Here is a 20,381-nt window from a genome sequence, read left to right as displayed (position 1 = left end):
CGGGTAAGCGTGTCGTCGGCGGTGGTTCCGACCGCAAAACAGTAAACGGTTAACCGATCCGGTAACAAGTCTCCACATCAATGGCGCTGTCTCCGCTGTTCGAGGTCGTGCTCGCCGCTTACGACGTCCCAGTCGTGGGTCTCGAGTTCGATCGGTCGACGGTGACGATCCTCGGTGTGCTGGCAGTCGTGATCCTCATCGGCCTCTCCGCGTTCTTTTCCTCGTCCGAGATCGCGATGTTCAATCTCCCCAAACACCGTCTCGAGGGGATGGTCGAGGAGGGAATCGATGGGGCGACGATGGTGAAGACGCTGAAGGACGATCCACACCGGTTGCTCGTGACGATCCTCGTCGGCAACAACATCGTCAACATCGCGATGTCCTCGATCGCGACGGCGATCCTGTCGATTTACTTCGGCGGACTGGTCGGCGTGTTGCTGGCGACGTTCGGAATCACCGCCCTCGTGTTGCTGTTCGGCGAGAGCGTCCCCAAGTCCTACGCGGTCGAGAACACCGAATCCTGGGCCGTCCGCATCTCGAAGCCGCTGAAGGCCACGGAGTACCTGCTGTTCCCGCTGATCGTCCTCTTCGACTACCTCACCCGGCAGGTCAACAGACTCACGGGATCGACGGGGGCGATCGAGTCGCCGTACGTCACCCGCGACGAGATCCAGGAGATGATCGAGTCGGGCGAGCGAGAGGGGGTCCTCGAAGAGGAGGAACACGAGATGCTGACGCGGATCTTCCGCTTCAACAACACGATCGTCAAGGAGGTAATGACGCCGCGACTGGACATGACCGCGGTGCCGAAAGACGCCGGCATCGACGAGGCGATCGAGACCTGTATCCAGAGCGGGCACGCTCGGATCCCCGTCTACGAGGGGAGCCTCGACAACGTCCTCGGCGTCGTCCACATTCGCGACCTCGTGCGCGACCTCAACTACGGTGAGACCGAGGCCGAGGCCCTCGAACTCGCGGACCTCATCCAGCCGACGCTGCACGTTCCCGAGTCGAAGAACGTCGACGAACTGCTGTCCGAGATGCGGGAAAACCGGATGCACATGGCCATCGTCATCGACGAGTTCGGCACCACCGAGGGGCTGGTGACGATGGAGGACATGGTCGAGGAAATCATCGGCGAGATTCTGGAGGGCGGCGAAGAACAGCCGATCGAGGAAATCGACGACGACACCGTCCTCGTCCGGGGCGAGGTCAACATCGAGGACGTCAACGAGGCCCTCGACATCGACCTCCCGGAGGGTGAGGAGTTCGAGACGATCGCCGGCTTCATCTTCAACCGTGCGGGCCGACTCGTCGAGGAGGGTGAGGAGACCGAGTTCGACGGCGTCCGGATCACCGTCGAAGACGTCGAGAACACCCGCATTATGAAAGCTCGGCTGCGGAAACTCGAGCAGGAACCGGACGAACCGGACGACCTCGAAGCGGAACGCGAGAACTGAGTTCGGTCGAACCCGCCGTCACACGGCACTCTGTCGGCCCTGTTACTGCGTCGCCGAGGTCCGGGACCGGGATCGAACCAGCGCCTGCACCTCGCGGGCGACCTCCGGCGGCATCGTCAGCCGGCGCGGCCCCTGGACGTACTGGCCGTCGGGCTGTGCGTACTCGAATTTCACGACCGCAGTGTCGCCGACGTGCCGGATCGACGCGTCCCGGATCACGTCGAGATCGATCGCCTGGTCGGGGTCGTAGAGGTAGATCGCTTCGTTCTCGGGATCGAAGGTTCCGACCGATTTGAGGAACACCGCCAGCGCGATGGCGACGAGTGCGAGCGGGATCGTCAGCGCGGCGAGACCCGTGAACGGGCCGGCACCGACCGCGAGGAGTTCGCGCTGGGAGACGACTCTGCCGATCGCCATCAGCGAGCCGATGATCGTCGCCATGACGATCGCGCCGATCGCGGCGTCCATCGCACGGTCGAGACTCTCGCCCGTCGGGGTGGTGATCGGCAGTCGTCGGCCGAGTGCCTCGACGTGCCGTTCGGTCCGATCGGAGACGGCGAGCGCGAGGATCGTCGCCACGAGTCCGGCGGCGACGGCGACGACGATCGACTGGCCGCCGATCTGGCCGGTCAGGTCGTAGAAACGCCAGAAGACGACGATCGCGACGGCAGCGAGGAAGGTACCGACGCCGAGCGACCACAGAACGCGGACCGTCCGGGAGGTCGTGGCGTCCCGTCGCCAGCTTATCGGTTCGGAGTCGTCCATACCGGATCTGGGTACCGTTCGTGTAAAGGCGGTTCGATATCTCGGAGCAGTGCCCTCAGCCGATCAGCGAGAAGACGACGACGAAGCCGACGTAGGAGACGACGATCGAGCCGGCGAGCGAGCCGATCCACGCGAGGACGGTGTAGCCCATCTTGCTGGCGCTGACGCCGCCACCGGCCCCGGCCGCGGCGTAGCCGCTGCCGATGATCGCGCTGACGATGATCTCGTTGAAGGAGACTGGGATGCCGTAGAGGACGGCGGTCTGGGCGATGATGAACGACGGGATGAGTGCGGCGATCGATCGCCGCGGTCCGAGCGAGGAGTAGTCCTGCGAGATCGCCTTGATCATCCGCGGCGCGCCGGTCCAGGAGCCAAGCAGGAGGCCGAACCCGCCGCCGAGCAGCAGGGCGGGAAGCGGGAGACCGACGTCGCCCGACAGCGGTATCAGCGGGCCGACTGCCAGCCCGACCTGGCTCCCGCCAGCGGAGAACGCGACCAGGCCACCGAGGACGAGCAGGAAGTGTCGCTCCCCGCGCTCGGTGCCCTGCCGGAGATCGAAGCCGATCGCGAGCGCCCAGGCGGCCGCGATCGCGATGGACGCGGCCGCGGTACCGGCGATCGTCGGGCCGGGGAGCCAGCCGCCGGCAACCTGGGCGATCGACGCGCCGCCGGCCTCCTCCGGGCCGAGGATCGCGAACTCGATGTTGGCGACGAGCGCGCCGACGAAGGCCGCGAGCACGACGATGAGCGTCTCCTCGGAGACCGGTTCGGCACGGAGCGTCCGGGCGATCGCGTAGGCGAGACCGCCCCCGACGAACGGCGTCAGGATCCACAGCGTGGCGATTTCGGTGTACTTCGGCCACGCGGGATCGCCGCCCATGGCCAGTCCGACGCCGATGACGGCGCCGGTGACCGTGAACGCCGTCGCTATCGGATACCCCGCGAAGACGCCGAGCGCAACCAGGACGGCCGCGATGAGGAGCGCGATCGTCGCTGCTTCGGCGTTGAGGGTCACTCCGCCGATCAACTCCGCTCCGACCGCTTCGGAGACGTTCGCTCCCTGCAGGACAGCGCCGGCGAACCCGAGCAGGCCGACGAGAAAGCCGGCTCGCATCACCGAGATCGCGTTTGCGCCGACAGCGGGTGCAAACGGTGTCGATCCACTCGATCCGGCGCCGATCGCCCAGGCCATAAAGAGGCTGGCGATCGCGGCGACCAGAAACGTCCCAATCGTCGCGATCTCGACCATCTACAGGGGCCTTACTGGCGATCCTACAAGTGTGTGCCGACCTGCGATCGCCTGCCAACGCGCGCCGGACCGAGCGATCGGCCCGAGTCGGCGTGATTCGACGGTCCCACGAGTGGAACGAAGGGATCTTAACGACTAAGGGGTACCCGTGGCAGTATTAACCATGAGCGAACGCTCGAACTCGATCGACAGGCGGAGTTACCTCAAGGTGACCGGTGCAGCGGGTCTCACGACGGTCGGACTGGCCGGCTGTCTCGAGGACAGCGGCAACGGTGGAGACGGCGGCGATGGCGGCGACGGCGGCGACGGCGGCGACGGCGGCGACGACGGTGGCGATGGCGGCGACGGTGAGGAGAACCAGATCGTCGCGGGAACGGCGCCCGGATTCCCGCCGTTCGAGATGAACGAGGGGGGCGAACTCGTCGGGTTCGACATCGACCTCCTCGAGGCCGTCGTCGCGGAGACCGAGTACGAACTGACGGGGTGGGAGGAACTGGAATTCGACTCGCTGATTCCCGCCCTCGACAACGGAAACATCGACGTCATCGCGGCCGCGATGACGATCACGGAGGAGCGCCAGGAATCCATCGCGTTCTCCGATCCGTACTACAGCGCCAACCAGTCGGTGCTCGTCCAGTCGGGTGGGGATTTCGAGGCGTCGTCCCTTGACGACCTCGAGGGGGCTGACGTCGGCGCCCAGTCCGGGACGACCGGCGAGGGCGTCGTCGAAGACGAACTCGAAGACGTCAATTACAGGTCCTACGACAACTACGTGCTGGCGGTCGAGGAACTCGAAAGCGGCCTGCTCGACGCGGTCGTCCTCGACGAACCGGTCGGCGAGACGTTCGCGGCGAACCGCGAGGTCGAGGTGGCGTTTACCTTCGAGACCGGCGAGGAGTACGGATTCGGTCTCCGGCAGGGCGAAGACGACCTACAGACCGCGCTCAACGACGGCATCGCGGCCGTCGAGGAGTCGGGCCAGTACGAGGAGATCACTCGCGAGTGGTTCGGCGAGTAACCTGATACAGAATGGATTTCGTCGCACCGATCGGCGGGCCTCTGACGACGCTGACGCTCCCGGTTACGGAGACGATCGCCGCGCTCGATCAGCTGCCGTTGCTCCAGGGCGTCGTGAGCGGCGCGCTCGGCGAGGACTGGGCGTTCGTCGCGGAGAACGCCGACTATCTACTGGGCGGAACGGTCATCACGATCGTCCTGACGATCGCCAGCCTTCTGCTCGGATTTTTAGCGGGCTTTCCGGCAGGGGCGATCGAGGTGTACGGCGACGGCTATCTCCGGTCGTTCGTCCGCAAGGTCGGCGTCTTGCTGCGGGGAACGCCGATCCTCGTCATCATCATCTTCACCTACTTCGTGTTGCCGATCGACGTCGTCCTGGGACCGACGGCAGCGGTCCTCGAAGCGATCGACTGGGTGCTCGGGCCGACGCCGTTTACCGTCCCGACCGCCGTTCCCGAGGCGTTCATGGCCGCGACGATCGCGCTCGGCTTCCGGAGCGCCAGTTACCAGTCCCAGATCTTCCGGGGTGCGCTCCAGAGCATCGACGAGGGACAAATGGAGGCCGCACGATCGATCGGCATGAGTCGCCTCGAGGCGATCCGCAACGTGATGGTGCCGCAGGCGCTGCGCCGGAGCGTCCCCGGGTTCCAGAACGAGTTTACGATCGTGCTGAAGGACACGTCGATCGCGTTCGCGATCGGACTGGGGGAACTGCTCAAACGCAGCTACGATCTGTTCACCCAGCAGACCACCGCGATTCTGGAGGTCATCCTCTTCGTCAGCCTGATCTACTTCGTGTTGACCTTCAGCACCAATCGCACGCTCGATTACGTGAGCAACTACTTCGCAATTCCAGGTGAGTCGTCGTGACCGACTATCGAACGGACGGCGCGGGCGGACGCACAGCACGGAATCGAACCGAGGCCGGCGGACGCGAGTCGATCGCGGGCGAACCGCTGTTACGGATCGAAGACCTCCGGAAGTCCTACGGCGACGAGGAGGTGCTTCGTGGCATCTCCCTCGAGATCGATCGCGGCGACGTCGAGGTGCTGGTCGGCCCCAGCGGGAGCGGCAAGTCGACGCTGCTGCGGTGTCTCAACCGGTTGACCGAGACCGACAGCGGGCACATCTACCTCGGCGACACCGAGGTGACCGGTCCGGACACCGATCCGAACGAGATTCGACAGCAGATCGGGATGGTGTTCCAGGACATCAATCTGTTCGCGCACCTGACCGCGCGCGAGAACGTCACGCTCGGCCTCCGAAAGGTCCGCGGAATGGACGCGGAGGCGGCTCGCGAGCGCGCGGACGCCGAACTCGAGCGGGTCGGACTCGCCGATCAGGTCGGCTCCTACCCGGCACAGCTGTCGGGCGGGCAGAAACAGCGCGTCGGGATCGCTCGCGCGCTCGCGATGGACCCCGAAGTCATGCTGTTCGACGAGCCGACGAGCGCGCTCGACCCGGAACTGAGCAACGAGGTGCTGGCCGTGATGGACGAACTCGTCGCCGAGGGGATGACGATGGTCGTCGTCACCCACGAGATGCGGTTCGCGCGCGGCGCGGCGAGCGGCATCACGTTCCTCGACGAGGGTCGGATCGTCGAACGCGGCCCGCCGGAGCAACTGTTCGACGACCCCGAAAACGAGCGAACTGCCCAGTTCTTCGAGAGCATTCGCCATGACTGAGCGGACGGAGGGAACCGAATCGATGGGCGAGACGCGGTCGATCGGCACGCGCCGGCTGCGGCCACCCCGAGACGTCGAGGCGCTGCTCGCCTTCGTCGCGGGCGTCGCCTTCTGGGGCTGGCTCGTCACGCGCTGGCTCTACGACTGGACGCTCGGCCGCTGGGGGATCGGCCCCGGTTCGGGCGAGAGTTTCCTCTCGCCGGCCCCGCTCGAACGCGCGGCCGAGACGTTCGCGAACACCAGAGCGGTGGTCGGACCGGTCGGCGTGTCGACCGAGTGGCTCGCGGGCGCACTCGACGGGGCCGCGCTCGCGATCGAGATCGCACCCGCGCTGGCGACCGGCGCCTGGTACACGATCGTTCTGACGGCGGTCAGCGTCGTCCTCGGCTTTTGCATCGCGGTCCCGCTCTCCGTCCTGCGCGTCTACGGCGGGCCGTTCCGGTGGGTCGCGATCGCGTACACCGAACTGATCCGGGGGACGCCGCTTCTGGCCCAGTTGTTCGTCCTCTATTACGGACTGCCGCTTTCGATCTGGCTCAACGACGTCGACGTCGTCGGTCGGGGCTTCGTCCCCGCGTACGCGTTCTGGATCGCCATCGTCGGCTTCACGATCAACGGCTCGGCCTACCAGGCCGAGTACATCCGGGGGGCCCTGGAGAGCGTCGACGAGGGGCAACTGACCGCGGCCCGCGCGATCGGCCTCTCCAAGATCGAGGGGATCCGGCACGTCGTCCTGCCACAGACGTTGCGCTACGCGATCCCGGCGTGGACGAACGAACTCGTCTACCTGATCAAGTACTCCTCGCTGGCCGGTTTCATCACGGTCCCGGAACTCTACTACCGGGCGAGCCGCATCGCGTCGACGAACCTCGAGTACACGACGATCTTCGGGCTGCTCGCGCTGGTGTACCTCGGACTGGTCCTGACGGCGACGAACCTGATGGACCGCCTCGAACACCGCGTCGCGGTCCCCGGTCTGGGACGGGCCGAGGGCCGCCAGCAGGGGACCGCCGAGGAGGCGGCGGGCGAGCGTCAGTAGCCAGTGGCGATCGTCCGCGCGGCGGCCGGCCGTCGGTCGTCCGTCAGTTGGTCGTCGACTTCGACTGCTCCTCCGGTTCAGGTTCCGGCGGCGGTTCGGCGCCTTCGATCGCTTCGGCGGCGTCCGTGTCCTTCTCGACCTCGACGTGCCACCGGTCGATCTCTTCGTCGAGTTCGGCGAGTCGATCGGAGACGTCGTCTTTCAGGCCGTCGTCGTTGACGTTGACCTCGAAGACGAACTGTTCGCCGTTGTCTCCGCTCCGGGTCGACTGCTGGACGTTGGCGCTGATGAGTTCGTTGTCGAAGTAGTACGGCGCGAGCTGGGTCATCACGTTCTGGTAGACCGTGTCTTCGACCCGACGCAGTGCCTTGCGGCTGGCGGAGTCGGCCGCTCGCGCGACGTAGTCGATCGACTCCTTCCAGTTGCCGACCGCGCCCTCCGCGTCGTCGTCTTCGAGTCGTTCGTACGACTCCGACAGCTTCTCACCGGCGGTCTTGATGTCCTCGTCGGGCTCTTTCCCGGCTTTCTCGCCTTTCCCCTCCTCGACGCTCGCCTGATCTGCGGTCTTCTCGCTGACGTCCGCGTCGAGCGTCTCGTGGGCGCGCGGTCGCCACTCTTCCCATTCCTCGAAGGCGCGGGCGAAGCGATCACCGTCGGACTGGTCGGGGTCGTGGACCCCTTCGTCCCGGAGCGCGCGCGTGATGCGTTCGCCGTGCTCGACGACGTCGCCCCAGTCACCGCGAACTTTGAATCCCGAGATGCTCTCTTCCATTCGGCTGGGCAGGTGGTAGGAGGTGGACCGGTATAAACTTCGTTGCTGCGTAGCAAAGGATGCCGGTACCGTTCGCGGTTAGTACTGCTGTCCAGTCGTCTCCTGATGACCCGTCGGTCCACCGCTCGTTCCCGGGCCGTGCTGTCCCCGTTCGCGCATTCCCTCTCTGTCCGTGTAGTGTCCGGTCTGTCGGCCGCCGCTCGTCCGGCCACGTCGTCCGCTCCCGCTCGTTCGGTGGCCGCCCGTCTGCTGGCCCCCCATCCGGGTATCCGACGTCTGACCGCCCATCTGGGACCCCTGTCCGATCTGCTGGAGGACGGACGCGCACGAGTCCATCGTCCGCTCGATCGTCGCGACCGTCTCGGCGACGTGCGAATGGCGCTGCTGGTACTGCTGGAGTTCCGGCAGCCCCTCGTTCGCGACGCGAATGAACATGTCCGCGGCTTCGGGACCGAACATCGAGTCGCGGGCGATCAGCATCTCGTTGAGTTCGGCGATCTCGGCGATGTCCTGGCAGACCCTGGCACAGGTCCCGAGTTCCGGCGGGCCGGCCGCACACTCCGTCGCACACCAGGCGGCGACGTGTGAGAGGTCGCTGAAGTCCTCGAGGACGATGCGAAGTTCGTCGGTCATGTGGTCCTCGAACGATCGAGCCTGAGTGCCGGTCTGCTGACCCCCCATCTGCTCGGTCAGTTGCTGCCCGCCGGTTCCGTGACCTCCCGGTTGCTGTCCGCCCGTCCGCTCGGTCATCTGCTGGCTCCCCATCTGCTGCCCGCTGGCCTGGTGACCGCCCGGCGGGTGTCCCCCCATCGAATCGGCGATCTGGGGACTGCTCGACCCCTGGCCCGCCATCTGACGCTGGGCCGTCCGCTGGCCGTGCATCCTCGATTCGGTCGGCTGCTCTCCCTGCCGTGGCTGGTGCTGATGGTGTGTCATAGATTTCGGGTCACCTGTCCGGTACCGGGTCAGTACATCGATCGCCGAGTAAAGCGACCGCACCGTTCCGATCGATTTCGCCTCCTAATCCGGACTTTCGAGGTGCGACTCGGGCCGCGCCGTCCCGCGATCCGATCGCTTCGAGACAGTAAGTTCGCGTTGACTCCGATCGGTGAGGGGTGGTCCGCAAGCCGGCCTGTAACTGCGGGGGATCTCGATCCAGGTCGCCGGTCTGCCAGCGCGGCATCGCCGTTCGCGCCGGACCGATACCATGAACTACCCGGCGGATCCGTATTCGGGTATGACGATCGAAGATCGGGACAACGCCTATCTCGTCACGCACGCACTGGCGAAGGATACGCTCTCGCGGATCCGAGACGTCGAAACAGAGCAGGTCAGTTTCCGGAAAGGCCTGGTCAAACTCGGACGGATCTGCGGCTACGAGATCATCGACGGCCGGATGGAGACGGAGTACGTCGAGATCGAGACGCCGCTGGAGCCGACGATGGGCGAGCGGGTCCGCGGACTGGACGACGTCGTCATCATCAACGTCTTGCGCGCGGCGACGCCGTTCGTCGAGGGGCTGCTGAAGGCGTTCCCGCGCGCCAGACAGGGCGTCATCAGTGCGAGCCGCGACGAGGAAGCCGGTCGCGACGAGGACGGCTCCTTCCCGATCACGGTCGACTACGTGAAACTGCCCGAGATCCACGAGGAGGATACGGTGATCGTCGCCGATCCGATGCTCGCGACCGGGAGTACGATGTGTACCGTCCTCGACCACGTCATCGAGGACGCCGCTGCCGAACCGGAGAACCTGATCGTGCTCTCGGCCGTCTCGGCTCCGGAGGGGCTGCTCCGGGTCGACGAGGCCGTCCCGCAGGCCGACCTCCTGACGGTCTCGATCGACGATCACCTCGACGACGACGGCTTCATCGTGCCCGGCCTGGGCGACGCCGGCGATCGGGCGTTCCGGACGACCTGAGCGGCGCTCAGGGGCAGGAGTCGGACGGCGATCCCTGTGGGATAGACGTGGGCTGGAGTCGAGCCGCGGTTTCTGCGGTGTGGATGCTGGAGACGGGCCGCGATCAGGAGTGCGAACAGGTGTCGATCCCGAAGAGCGCGTTCGCCGGACAGCGCTGGATCACCGCCGTCGCGACGACGTCACTCCCCGCGACGAACGCGAGGGTTCCGATCGTCCGCTCCCGGTTCCGGTAGCCGACCAGCAGGAGTACGATCCCGCCGACGACGCGAAGCGCTCGATCGAGACCGCAAACGTTCTCGTCCATACGAATTCGACGAGTCGGGGGTCCGTAGACGTGGTCCCTGCACTCGACGCGATCCCTTCGGTTCCGGTCGACCGGCGCCGTCACCGATCGGGAACGCCGCGATCCGACCGCTCCCGATCGGGGGCCCGATGCCGGTCGAGAGCACCGGTCACGTTACGAGTCGTCGTCGCCCCGGTCCTCGTCGTCGCTCCCGTTCGAGAGCCCGGCGTCCCGGTCGCGCTCGAGTGCGGGCGGAACGTCGCGGTAGTCGGAGTAGCCGTCGAACCAGCGGACGATGCGCTCGATGCGATCGACGACGTGGGCGGGTTCGCCGGACCGTGAGAGTTCGTGGCCCTCGCGGGGATACCGGACCATGCGGGTCTCGACGTCGTGTTTCTTCAATCCGAGGTAGAACAGTTCGGCGGTGTTCGCCGGCGTCCGGTAGTCCCGATCCGAGTGGACGACGAGCGTCGGCGTTTCGACCTGGGGGACGTGCGCGACGGGCGAGCGCTCCCAGAGGAACTGGGGCTCTTCCCACGGCGTCGCGCCGAAGTCACCCTCGACGAGCTTGAACGCGTCCGTCGAGCCGTAAAAGCCCGTGAGATCGTAGACGCCGCGCTGGGCGACGGCCCCGCGGAACCGATCGGTCTGCGTGACCGCCCACGCGGTCATGAAGCCGCCGAAGCTGCCGCCGGTGACGAACTGCTCGTCCGCGTCGACGTAGTCCCGCTCGCAGACGGCGTCGACGCCGGCGAGGACGTCGGCCAGCGTGGCGTCGCCCCAGTCGCGTTCGATCGCCATGGCGTGGTCCTCGCCGTATCCGGTCGAGCCCCGCGGATTGCACCAGAAGACGACGTAGCCCCGGGCGGCGAGGGTCTGGAACTCGTGCCACATCGTCCCGGCGGTCGACCACTGAACGTGCGGCCCGCCGTGAATCTCGACGACGAGCGGATACTGCTCGTCGGGGTCGAACTCCGGCGGTCTGAGGAGCCAGCCCTGGATCTCGGCTCCGTCGCGCTCGAACCACACCTCCTCGGGCTGGGCGACCGCTCGCTCGTTCAGGTAGTCGGCGTTGATGCGGGTCAACCGGGTGGCCTCGTTACCGCCGCGGGTCGTGACGAAGACGTCGCCGGGGTGGTCCCACTCGCTCTGGACGTACGCGATCGCGTTCCGACCGACGGAGAAATCCTCGACGATGACGCCGTCGCCGTACACCGTCGTCGGCTCGTCGCTCGCGTCGCCCGGGACCGAGTGAACGACGGTCGAGCCCTCGTCCGGCGTGGTGAAGTACAGCAGTTCCTCGTCGGGCCCCCACTCGAAGCTGCCCTTGTAGCCGAACGTCCTGTCCAGCGGCTCGGTGGGGATCACTTCCTCGCCGCGTTCGCGGTCGTAGACGGCGATCTCGGTCTGGCGGAGCGTGAACTTCTCTTCGGGCGTGTACAGGTAGGCCACGCGATCGTCCGCGGTCGCGTCGATCGAACCGGGGCCGAGTCCCCCCGTCGTCTGCGTGAACGGCTCGGCCGTCCCGCTCGCCAGATCGTGCGCGTAGAGGTCGTACGTGATCGAGTCGTCGGGTCGATCGCCGGCCTTGCTCGCGTAGTAGACGGTCTCGCTGTCGCCCCACGCGGGCGCGACGTAGTCGGCGTCTCCCTCCGTGAGCCGGGTCACGGCGGCGTTCTCGGGGTCAGTTGCGAGGTCGCCGTCGAGCGCCGAAGCGACGTCGAGGACGTAGACGTGGCTTCGGCGGCCGTCGAAATACTCCGTGTCGGCACGGTAGATCATGCGATCGATCACGCGCGGGTCCGGTTGCTCGGGTTCGAAGTCGGGATCGACCGCGCGGTCGCGACCGGCATTCCGATCGTCCGCGGTTACCGCCTGGGTGAACAGCAGCCGGGAGCCGTCCGGGTTCCACGCGAGGTCGCCGATGCCGCCGACGACGGACGTGACCCGTCGCGCCTCGCCGCCGTCGGTGGGGAGCAGGTGGAGTTGCTGGCGATCGTCGTCCTCGCCACGGGTGCTGACGAACGCGAGCCAGTCGCCGTCCGGGTGCCAGCGCGGGTGGCTATCGACCCCCTCGCTCGCGGTGTACTGCGTGGGTTCGTCGCCACCGAGCGGGACGACGAAGATCGTTGCCTCGTCGTCCCCGTCCTCGGACGCCCGTCGAACGAACGCGACGCGCTCGTCGTTGGGCGATAGCTGTGGATCCGCGACGCGGGCGATGTCGTGATAGTCGGCTGCCTCGATCCGGTTCATACCCACATTCTGCAACCCGTGACGGATTATTCTGCCGACTGGAGCCGGGCACGGGGTCGCCGAGATCGTCTGATAAATTCATCCCTATATTTTTTTATTTCTGGCATAATAATTCCGTTTACGGTTGAACATCGAAGCACCTATTAATTGATGTGCATTATATTGCAGGCATGGTTCGTCATATCAAGAGGCGTCAGTTTGTCGCGTTGAGTGGGGCTGCTGGAATCGCCGGTCTGGCCGGATGTATCGGCGAGGACGCCGTCGAAGACGGCGACGAGAACGGTGACGACGAAGGGGCCAATCCGGACGAGGGTGGCCAGACTCTCTCGTGGCACGCCGGCGGAACGGGCGGCACGTACTACCCGCTGTCGGGCGACTTCAAGAGCATCGTCGAAGAGAACACGCCGCACGGGCTGCAGGTCCAGTCGACCGGTGCGAGCGTCGCGAACGTCGGCAGTCTCGCCCGCGAGGAGGCCGATTTCGCGCTGATCCAGAACGACATCGCGTACTTCGCGGTCAACGGAACCGGCCTCGAGGAGTTCGAAGGGAACGCGATGGAGAACATCCGGGGCGTCGCCACGCTGTACCCCGAGACGATCCACGTCATCACCCAGGCCGACTCCGGGATCGAGACGGTCGAGGACCTCGAGGGCGCGTCGGTCAACACGGGCGACCTCGGGAGCGGGACGCAGGTCAACGCCCTGCAGATCCTCTCGACGGCCGGCCTTGAGGAGGGCGACTTCGACGAACAGAACTCCGACTTCGCGACGGCGGCCGATCAGATCCGCGACGGCGACGTCGACGCCGCCTTCGTCGTCGGCGGTTGGCCGGTCGGATCGATCGAAGAACTCGCGACGACCTCGGACATCTCGCTGGTGGAAGTCTCCGGGGACCTCCGCGAGAGCATCAAGGGCGACGCCGAGTGGTTCGCGGACGACACCATCCCGTCCGGCACCTACGGCGGCGTCGACGAAGACGTCGAGACCGTCTCCGTCCAGGCGATGATCGCCACGCACGAGGGGCTCGACGAGGGCATCGTCGAAGAAGTGACCGAGGCCATCTTCGAGAACACCGACGACATCACGCAGAAAGCGGACTTCATCGACGCCGAGTCGGCACAGGACGGCATGCCGATCGACCTTCACCCGGGTGCCGACGCGTACTTCAACTGACACCCGGACGTGCCTCATCTCTGGATCGTGTCCCGACCATCTCGCCGGCAGTTCGTCGTCGCCGTTCTCGCCCTTCTGGTAGCAACGGCAGCCACGGCGGCTGCGGTCGCGACCGTCTCGGCGGACCGGACCCTCGTCGTCGCCGACGCCGAGTCGGGAGATAGACTGCTCGAACGGCCCGTCGAAGACGGAACCGAAGTGACGCTGTCGTACACGCACAGCGTAGAGAAGACGACGGTCGAGGACGTCTACGTCGTCGACGGGACGGAACTTCGAATGGACCGGATGGTCTTTCACTCTCACGGGGCCGGTCTGCCGTCCGACGCACCGATCGAACATACCGACGAGGGGTTCGTCCTCCCGCTGAACGAATCGTACGCCGAAGTCCCCGTCGCACCGAGGCCGATCCCGGGTCACGAACTCGTCGTCGGCGACGACCGGTACGATCTGGTCGCACTTTCCGACGGTTCGGTGATCATCTCGGTGACCGAGCGAGGCCCGACCGATCGGCTCTCGGACCTGCTATCGATCGACCATCGGTCCGAACCGGTACTCACCACTGATTCGACTGTTATTCACTCCTGACAGACATGAGCGTAGATACGCCTGACACGGACGCACTCTCGGACGAAGAACAGGAAGAAATTCTACAGGAGGTCGAACGTCGCCGGTCGCACCGCGGGCTGACGGCCGGCCTCGTCGCCCTGATCGGTATCGCCTTCTCGGCGTTCCAGCTGTGGCTCGCCGCCCGCGGCCGCCAGTTCGGCGGGACGCTTCCGCTCGTCGGGGAGTTCCAGATCGTTTCGCTCCAGCAACTACAGATCAACGCGATCCACGTGACGTTCGCGCTGGTCCTCGCGTTCCTGCTGTTTCCGGGAAGCCGCGGAGACGGGTTCGTCGCCCGCCGACTCGGCGCGATCGAGCCCGAAGTTCGCCGACGGTTCGGGCCGGACAGCGCCGCGACGCGGGTCGTCGAACGACTCGGTGACGGCGCTCGCTGGGCGTTCGTCGATCCCGAACTCAGCCGCATCACTCCCGTCGACGTCGTCCTGATCTTTCTCTCGCTGCTTCCGCCGTACTACATGGTGACCGAATTCAACGAGGAAATCCGTCAGATTCCGATCTTCGGCATCGCGGCGGCCCGACCGATCCAGGAGGTCTATCCGTTCCTCGAGCCGATCGTGACGGCGCTCGCCGCGATCGGTATCCCGCTTTCCGAGGTGTCCTACGCCTTCTTGCTCGGCGTCCTCGGCATTCTGCTGGTGCTCGAGGCGACCCGACGAACGCTCGGCGTCCTGCTCATGTCGCTGGTCGCGTTCTTCATCGTCTACGCGAGGTGGGGGTATCTCGTCCCCCGCGATTCGGCGATCGGCGCGCTGGCGATTCAGCCTACGACCTGGGGGAACATCGTCTACAACCTCTGGTACACGGTCGAGGCGGGGGTCATGAGCACACCCGTCACCGTCAGCGTCCGGTTCATCTACATCTTCATCCTCTTCGGAGCCTTCCTGGAGATGAGCGGCGCCGGCAAGTGGTTCATCGACCTGGCGTACTCGCTGACCGGGACGAAGAAGGGCGGTCCCGCCAAGGCGAGCGTCGTCTCGAGCGGCTTCATGGGAATGCTCTCGGGGTCGTCGATCGCCAACACCGTCACGACGGGTGCGTTCACGATTCCGCTGATGAAGCGGTCCGGCTACACCCCCGAGTTCTCCGGTGCGGTCGAGTCCTCGGCCTCCTCGGGCGGCCAGATGCTCCCGCCGGTGATGGGTGCCGCCGCGTTCCTGATCGTCGAGTACCTCGGAGTTCCGTACGCGGACGTCATCATCGCCGCCACCCTGCCCGCGATCGCGTTCTTCTTCGGGATGTGGATCATGGTCCACTTCGAGGCGGTCCGGGGCGGCATCGGCGGCCTCCCGCGAGGACAGCTTCCCGACGCTCGCTCGCGGCTCCGCGAGGGCTGGTTCTACCTGATCCCGATCGTCCTCCTGCTGTACTTCCTCATCGTCGCCCGCCTCTCGATCGGCCGCGCGGGCTGGTACACCATCGTCGCCATTATCGCCCTGATCGCGGTCGTCGCAGCCTACGGCGAGCGCACTCGCGTTCCGCTGCTGGCGACGATCACGGCGGCCTTCCTCGCCCAAGCGGCGGCGTACGCGGTCGCCGGCACCGGCCTCGCGGGCGCGATACAGGCGGTGGGGGGCGTCGAGGTGGCGACCGAAACGTACTCGCTCGAGGCCGCCGTGGCCGCCGCAGCGTCGGACCTCGGGACGATCGTGATCCTCGTCAGCTTCGCGTTCCTGCTGATCCGTCCCGCTTCGGACACGTCCCTGCTCGAGTTCGAAGACGACGTCGACGAGAGCGCCGAACGGACCGCGGCGGCGCTCGGCCGGCCGCAGGCGGCGGACAACACGGCGTACCGGTTCGTCTCTTTCATCCTGAAGTCGATGGACTCCGGCGCGCGAACCGCGACGACGGTCGTCGTCGCCGTCGCCGCAGCCGGCGTCGTGCCGGGGGTCATTAGCGTCACCGGACTCGGACCGAACCTCGCGGCGCTCATCGACGCCGTCAGCGGTGGTTCGATGTTGATCCTGCTCTCGCTGACGGGCGTCGCCTCGATCATCTTCGGGATGGGGATGCCGACGACCGCCATGTACATCATCCTGATCGCGATGCTCGAGGCGCCGCTGGTCGAGGCGGGTATCGTGGCCCTCGCCGCTCACCTCTTCGTGCTCTACTTCGGGCTGATGGCTGACGTCACGCCACCCGTCGCCGTCGCCGCCTTCGCCGGCGCGGGGGTCGCCAAGGCCGACGAACTCAAGACCGCGTCGGTCGCGTTCCTGCTCTCGCTGAACAAGATCCTGGTGCCGTTCGCGTTCGTCTTCTCGCCCGGTATCCTCCTGATTCGCGGCGACGTCGACGACTGGTGGATCATCGGCTGGGCCGATATCACCGATCTCGGCTTCTTCCTCCCGGAGGTCGTGATCCCGGTGCTCGGAATGTTCCTCGGCGTCTACGCGCTGGGCGTGACGATCATCGGCTACCAGTACACGTCGGTCTCGACGGCCACGCGAGGGAGTTACTCGATCGCCTCGATCCTGCTGATGGTGCCGGAGATCCCCCTGCTCATCGTCGAGGGGATCCTCGCGCTGTTCGGCGTTCCCTCGGCGCTGACCGTCACCGCGATCACCGTCCCGCTGCGACTCGTCGGCCTGGCGATCCTCGTCAGCCTCTCCTATCGCAACCGATCGCGCGCGTCGATCGACGAGGCCGACACCGACGTCGGGACGGCGGTTCCCAGCGACGCCTGACCCGCACGCGAACGCGCTCGATCCAACGCCAACTCTCGAACGCGGGGTCTCCGACGCAGCCAGACACCTGGCGTCGGGGCGTCAGTCGAGGTCGACCCGCCCGCTCGTTGCACTGCGAAGCCGATCGCGGAGGTCGTCTGCTGCCGCGACGGGAACGCGGACGTCGAACGATACCACCTCCTCGTAGTCGGCCTCGAACTCGTAGCCCTCGCTCTCCAGGATTCCCCGTACCGTCCCGGAGTCGTCGTACGCGACGGTGATCGAGACGCGCTCGTGCGGACGTTCCTCGACGACGCCGGCCCCGTCGACGGCCTCCTTGACCGCCCGGGAGTACGCCCGGACGAGGCCGCCGACGCCGAGGTTCGTCCCGCCGTAGTAGCGCGTGACGACGACCGCGCAGTTCTCGATCTCCTGCTGGGTGAGCACGTTCAGCGCGGGTTTCCCGGCGGAACCGGACGGTTCGCCCGCGTCGCTCGCGTACTCCCGGAGCATGTCGCCGTCGGCCCGGACCCGGTAGGCGGGCACGTTGTGCGTGGCGTCGTCGTACTCCGCCGCGATGGCGTCGACGAACGCCTCCGCGGCCTCGACGGAGTCGACGGGTCGGACGTGGCCGATGAACTCCGAGCCCTGCACGACGAACTGCGCCGTCGCTGGTGCTGCGACGGTCCGATAGGTCTCGCTCACGGTCTCCCTCCGTCCGTCCCGTGGATCACCATGCCGGCGCTACTTCAGCCGGCGAAAAGAGCCCATCGGTCCCGCCGATACCCGGTTACGAGTCACTGCCGACACCCCTGACGCTATTAGCGAGGCTGTGGTGTCTACTCGCATGGACGGTAGCGAGATCGATCCCGAGTTCGCGGACGAGCTACGCAGCACCTGTCGAACGACGGTCGGCGACGAACTGCGAAGCATCACGTACTTCACCGAGGACGTGGTCGAACAGCTGTACCTCCGATCGGACCTGGAGCGGACCGCCGACCTCGTCGGCTTCGCCGATCACGAGCGACTCGGCTTTCGCTCCCAGTCGGCCTACCGCAACACGCAACTGGGCGACTACCGGGCGACGATCCGCCTGTTCGAGAACGGCTACCTGACGCGCGTCATCCGCGGCGATCACGGGGTCTGGGTGACGACGGATCCGATGTCGATCGACCGGTTCGAGGAACTCACGAGCGCGCTCGAAACCGTGCTCGTGAACCACGACGTGGCCATCGAAACCTGACGGCCGCTCGGCTTTCGCGGGGACGCGTCGCCGATCGACCCGCTACTGCAGTTCGATCTTCCGGACGAACTCGAGATCCCGAATCTGGGTGATGACCTCGCCCGGCAGATCCTCGTCGGTGACGAGGTAGAGCCGCGGTTCGTCCGTGAATTCGGGATCCTCGCTGATCGTCTGACGAATCGAGATGCCGTTGTCGGCCAGCGTTCCAGTAACTCCGGCGACGATCCCCTCCCGTTCGGCATCGTCGACCGCGATCGACAGCACGGTCAGGTCGAGCACCGGCGCGAGGTCCATCAGGCTCGGCACTTGCGAGATGTTCTGGAAGATCCGCCGCAGTTCGGGATCTTCGAGGATGGCGTCAGTCGTCGAGTCGACGACCCGTCGATCGACGTCGATCTCCCGGGCGATCCCCGTGTTCGGAATCTCGATACCCCCGGATACCACGCGCCCGTCGTCGTTGACGGAGAAGCCCCGCTCGAGGAGCAGGCGGATGACCGCCTGCTGGCTCGGCGACCCTTCGAACTTCTCCATGATCTCGTCGAACATTCGCTGGCGGATGTACGCGGGCCGGAATATAATGCCCGGTGGTTGACGGGCCACAGTCGTGGCCCGACACCGCTGCCGACGACCGGTCCGGTGTGACCGTCTGACGGAGCTTTTTAACATCGCCCCTGATATTTCTCGTCTATGCGCGCACTCCGGAGCTGTGACTTCTGTGACGCGGAGGCAGTCGGCACGTTCGAAGTCGTGCCGCCCGAACTCGAACCGACCGACGCCGAGCAACGACGCGTGGTCCTCTGTCGCGACTGCTCGAGACGACTCGACACGCTCCTCGAACCGCTGCTCGCTCGGCTCGGGGCCGACGGAACCGCCGCAACGGGATCTGGCCCCGTCGTCGCGACCACCGACGCGTCGACGGCGACCCGCACGCACTCGAGCAGTTCGAACGCGGCCGAGGGCGATGGCGGCGACGCCGATCGGTCCACCGTGGACGCCGACGACACCGTCAATGGCACCGGCGTCGCCGGGACGGCGACCGGCAGCGACGAGGGCGGATCGATCGACGGAATCACCGTCGAGCACGACGCACAGTCCGGTGAGACCGATCGCGACTCCGGTTTCGGCGGCAACGACTCGACCGCGAGTGAAGCCGGCGCCGACGCCACCGCCGAAACGGACGGTGACGAGACGACGGCTGCCGACACCGCTGACGCGGAAGCGAACGGCGACGAGGCGAGTGCCGATCGGGACGGGGAATCCGGGACCGACGCCGTCGCGGCGGCCACTGCGACGCGAGACCACCCCTCGAAAGCCTACGCCAAGGTCGTTCGCCTGCTGCGCAACCGCGAGTTCCCGATGGAACGCGACGCCGTCGAGTCGCTCGCCGCCGGCGCGTACGACCTCGAGAACCACGAGGTAGAAGCGATTATCGACCGGGCGATCGAGGACGGGGAGTTCACCGAGGACGGACGGCTTCTCCGCCGTCCCTAGTATCACTTCCGTCGTCGAACGAGGCGCCCATCCATCGTCGAACGCGGCCGAGAACTGACTCGAGACTATCGGTTCTCGCCATCGGTTCGGGACGGAGCCGACGCTAGAGCGTTCCTTTCGTACTGGGTGTCCCCTCCCGGCGGTCGTCGATCCGCGTCGCGTCGTCGAGGGTCCGGGAGAGGGCCTTGAACAGCGCCTCGACCTCGTGGTGGGCGTTCTCGCCCTCGACCGCGAGGTGCAGGGTCAGTCCGGCGTTCGTCGCGAGCGATTCGGCGAAGTGTCTCGCCATGTCGGTCGTGAACTCCCCGATTTGCTCCTGTGAGAACTCCCCGTCGAAGTAAAAGCGCGGGCGACTACTCACGTCGACCACCGCACTCGCCACCGCCTCGTCGAGGGGCACCCGCCGATCGGCGTAGCGGACGATGCCCGACCGATCGCCGAGCGCCTCGTCGATCGCCTCCCCGAGGACGATCGCGCAATCCTCGACCGTGTGGTGGTCGTCGATCTCGAGGTCGCCGTCGCACTCGATCTCGAGGTCGAACAGACCGTGCCTGGCGAAGGCCGTCAGCATGTGATCGAAGAAGCCGATGCCCGTCTCGACCGTGGCGGTCCCGCTCCCGTCGATCGTCACGGTACACTCGATCGCCGTCTCGGCGGTCTCGCGCATCACGGTCGCCGTTCGCTCGCTCATGCCGTATCGATACCGCCGACGGTACAAGGGGATTCCGCTCGCCCTGACCGCTCCGA

The 20,381-nt window shown here is 66.4% G+C and carries 20 protein-coding genes; 11 read left to right on the top strand and 9 right to left on the bottom strand.

The window, feature by feature from the left end:
• Nucleotides 1-80: 80 nt before the first annotated feature.
• Complete coding sequence (locus MUG98_RS21125; RefSeq protein ID WP_265109393.1) at nt 81-1,460, top strand: hemolysin family protein; 1,380 nt, start codon at nt 81-83, stop codon at nt 1,458-1,460.
• Nucleotides 1,461-1,502: 42 nt separating this feature from the next.
• Here MUG98_RS21125 and MUG98_RS21120 read toward each other — a convergent pair whose 3' ends face one another.
• Nucleotides 1,503-2,225 (bottom strand): hypothetical protein, encoded by a 723-nt coding sequence (locus tag MUG98_RS21120; protein ID WP_265109392.1) that lies wholly within the window; start codon nt 2,223-2,225, stop codon nt 1,503-1,505.
• A gap of 55 nt (nt 2,226-2,280) precedes the next feature.
• Entirely contained in the window at nt 2,281-3,474 is a 1,194-nt protein-coding gene (locus MUG98_RS21115) for an inorganic phosphate transporter (protein ID WP_265109391.1), read from the bottom strand.
• A 163-nt stretch (nt 3,475-3,637) separates the two neighbouring features.
• On the opposite strand from MUG98_RS21115, the gene MUG98_RS21110 reads away from it, so the two are divergent.
• The 4 genes from MUG98_RS21110 (at nt 3,638) to MUG98_RS21095 (ending at nt 7,215) form a co-directional block, all read left to right on the top strand.
• Complete coding sequence (locus tag MUG98_RS21110; RefSeq protein ID WP_265109390.1) at nt 3,638-4,492, top strand: basic amino acid ABC transporter substrate-binding protein; 855 nt, start codon at nt 3,638-3,640, stop codon at nt 4,490-4,492.
• 11 nt (nt 4,493-4,503) lie between these two features.
• Nucleotides 4,504-5,361 (top strand): amino acid ABC transporter permease, encoded by an 858-nt coding sequence (locus MUG98_RS21105; protein WP_265109389.1) that lies wholly within the window; start codon nt 4,504-4,506, stop codon nt 5,359-5,361.
• A 71-nt stretch (nt 5,362-5,432) separates the two neighbouring features.
• Nucleotides 5,433-6,176 (top strand): amino acid ABC transporter ATP-binding protein, encoded by a 744-nt coding sequence (locus MUG98_RS21100; RefSeq protein WP_345779806.1) that lies wholly within the window; start codon nt 5,433-5,435, stop codon nt 6,174-6,176.
• Nucleotides 6,169-7,215, top strand: a complete 1,047-nt coding sequence (locus tag MUG98_RS21095; RefSeq protein WP_425601063.1) for an amino acid ABC transporter permease — start codon at nt 6,169-6,171, stop codon at nt 7,213-7,215. Before MUG98_RS21100 ends, MUG98_RS21095 begins: the two co-directional genes overlap by 8 nt.
• Nucleotides 7,216-7,258: 43 nt before the next feature.
• Here the strand turns inward: MUG98_RS21095 and MUG98_RS21090 are convergent, their stop codons facing one another.
• A complete protein-coding gene (locus MUG98_RS21090) occupies nt 7,259-7,987 on the bottom strand; it encodes a DUF5828 family protein (RefSeq protein ID WP_265109388.1) in 729 nt (242 codons plus the stop codon).
• Nucleotides 7,988-8,065: 78 nt separating this feature from the next.
• Entirely contained in the window at nt 8,066-8,923 is an 858-nt protein-coding gene (locus MUG98_RS21085) for a hypothetical protein (protein WP_265109387.1), read from the bottom strand.
• 301 nt (nt 8,924-9,224) lie between these two features.
• Between MUG98_RS21085 and upp the strand changes: the two genes are divergently transcribed.
• The gene (gene upp, locus MUG98_RS21080) at nt 9,225-9,905 is read left to right on the top strand and encodes a uracil phosphoribosyltransferase (RefSeq protein WP_265109386.1); all 681 of its coding nucleotides are present in this window, start codon (nt 9,225-9,227) and stop codon (nt 9,903-9,905) included.
• A 103-nt stretch (nt 9,906-10,008) separates the two neighbouring features.
• Here the strand turns inward: upp and MUG98_RS21075 are convergent, their stop codons facing one another.
• Entirely contained in the window at nt 10,009-10,209 is a 201-nt protein-coding gene (locus tag MUG98_RS21075) for a YgaP family membrane protein (RefSeq protein ID WP_265109385.1), read from the bottom strand.
• A gap of 153 nt (nt 10,210-10,362) precedes the next feature.
• Nucleotides 10,363-12,441 (bottom strand): S9 family peptidase, encoded by a 2,079-nt coding sequence (locus MUG98_RS21070; protein WP_265109384.1) that lies wholly within the window; start codon nt 12,439-12,441, stop codon nt 10,363-10,365.
• A 170-nt stretch (nt 12,442-12,611) separates the two neighbouring features.
• On the opposite strand from MUG98_RS21070, the gene MUG98_RS21065 reads away from it, so the two are divergent.
• From MUG98_RS21065 to MUG98_RS21055, 3 genes are read left to right on the top strand one after another with little or no spacing between them, the layout of a single operon-like run.
• Nucleotides 12,612-13,613, top strand: coding sequence for a TAXI family TRAP transporter solute-binding subunit (locus MUG98_RS21065; RefSeq protein ID WP_265109383.1), 1,002 nt, complete (start codon nt 12,612-12,614; stop codon nt 13,611-13,613).
• Between the two features lie 27 nt (nt 13,614-13,640).
• Nucleotides 13,641-14,198, top strand: coding sequence for a DUF1850 domain-containing protein (locus MUG98_RS21060; protein ID WP_265109382.1), 558 nt, complete (start codon nt 13,641-13,643; stop codon nt 14,196-14,198).
• Nucleotides 14,199-14,203: 5 nt separating this feature from the next.
• Complete coding sequence (locus MUG98_RS21055) at nt 14,204-16,921, top strand: TRAP transporter permease (RefSeq protein ID WP_265109381.1); 2,718 nt, start codon at nt 14,204-14,206, stop codon at nt 16,919-16,921.
• Between the two features lie 81 nt (nt 16,922-17,002).
• Here MUG98_RS21055 and MUG98_RS21050 read toward each other — a convergent pair whose 3' ends face one another.
• Nucleotides 17,003-17,605: an IMPACT family protein gene (locus MUG98_RS21050; protein ID WP_265109380.1), complete on the bottom strand. Its 603-nt coding sequence runs from the start codon at nt 17,603-17,605 to the stop codon at nt 17,003-17,005.
• A 142-nt stretch (nt 17,606-17,747) separates the two neighbouring features.
• On the opposite strand from MUG98_RS21050, the gene MUG98_RS21045 reads away from it, so the two are divergent.
• The gene (locus tag MUG98_RS21045) at nt 17,748-18,143 is read left to right on the top strand and encodes a DUF7522 family protein (RefSeq protein ID WP_265109379.1); all 396 of its coding nucleotides are present in this window, start codon (nt 17,748-17,750) and stop codon (nt 18,141-18,143) included.
• A gap of 42 nt (nt 18,144-18,185) precedes the next feature.
• Here MUG98_RS21045 and trpY read toward each other — a convergent pair whose 3' ends face one another.
• Complete coding sequence (gene trpY, locus MUG98_RS21040) at nt 18,186-18,689, bottom strand: TrpY family transcription regulator (protein WP_265109378.1); 504 nt, start codon at nt 18,687-18,689, stop codon at nt 18,186-18,188.
• A gap of 141 nt (nt 18,690-18,830) precedes the next feature.
• On the opposite strand from trpY, the gene MUG98_RS21035 reads away from it, so the two are divergent.
• A complete protein-coding gene (locus MUG98_RS21035; protein WP_265109377.1) occupies nt 18,831-19,634 on the top strand; it encodes a hypothetical protein in 804 nt (267 codons plus the stop codon).
• A gap of 103 nt (nt 19,635-19,737) precedes the next feature.
• Here MUG98_RS21035 and hisB read toward each other — a convergent pair whose 3' ends face one another.
• Entirely contained in the window at nt 19,738-20,325 is a 588-nt protein-coding gene (gene hisB / locus MUG98_RS21030; protein WP_265109376.1) for an imidazoleglycerol-phosphate dehydratase HisB, read from the bottom strand.
• Nucleotides 20,326-20,381: the final 56 nt, after the last annotated feature.

Origin of the sequence: Halosolutus halophilus, from assembly GCF_022869805.1 — an archaeon.
Classification (GTDB): Archaea; Halobacteriota; Halobacteria; order Halobacteriales; family Natrialbaceae; genus Halosolutus; species Halosolutus halophilus.
The sequence above is the reverse complement of the archived record's forward strand: the minus strand, read 5'-3'. Positions and strand labels throughout refer to the sequence as shown.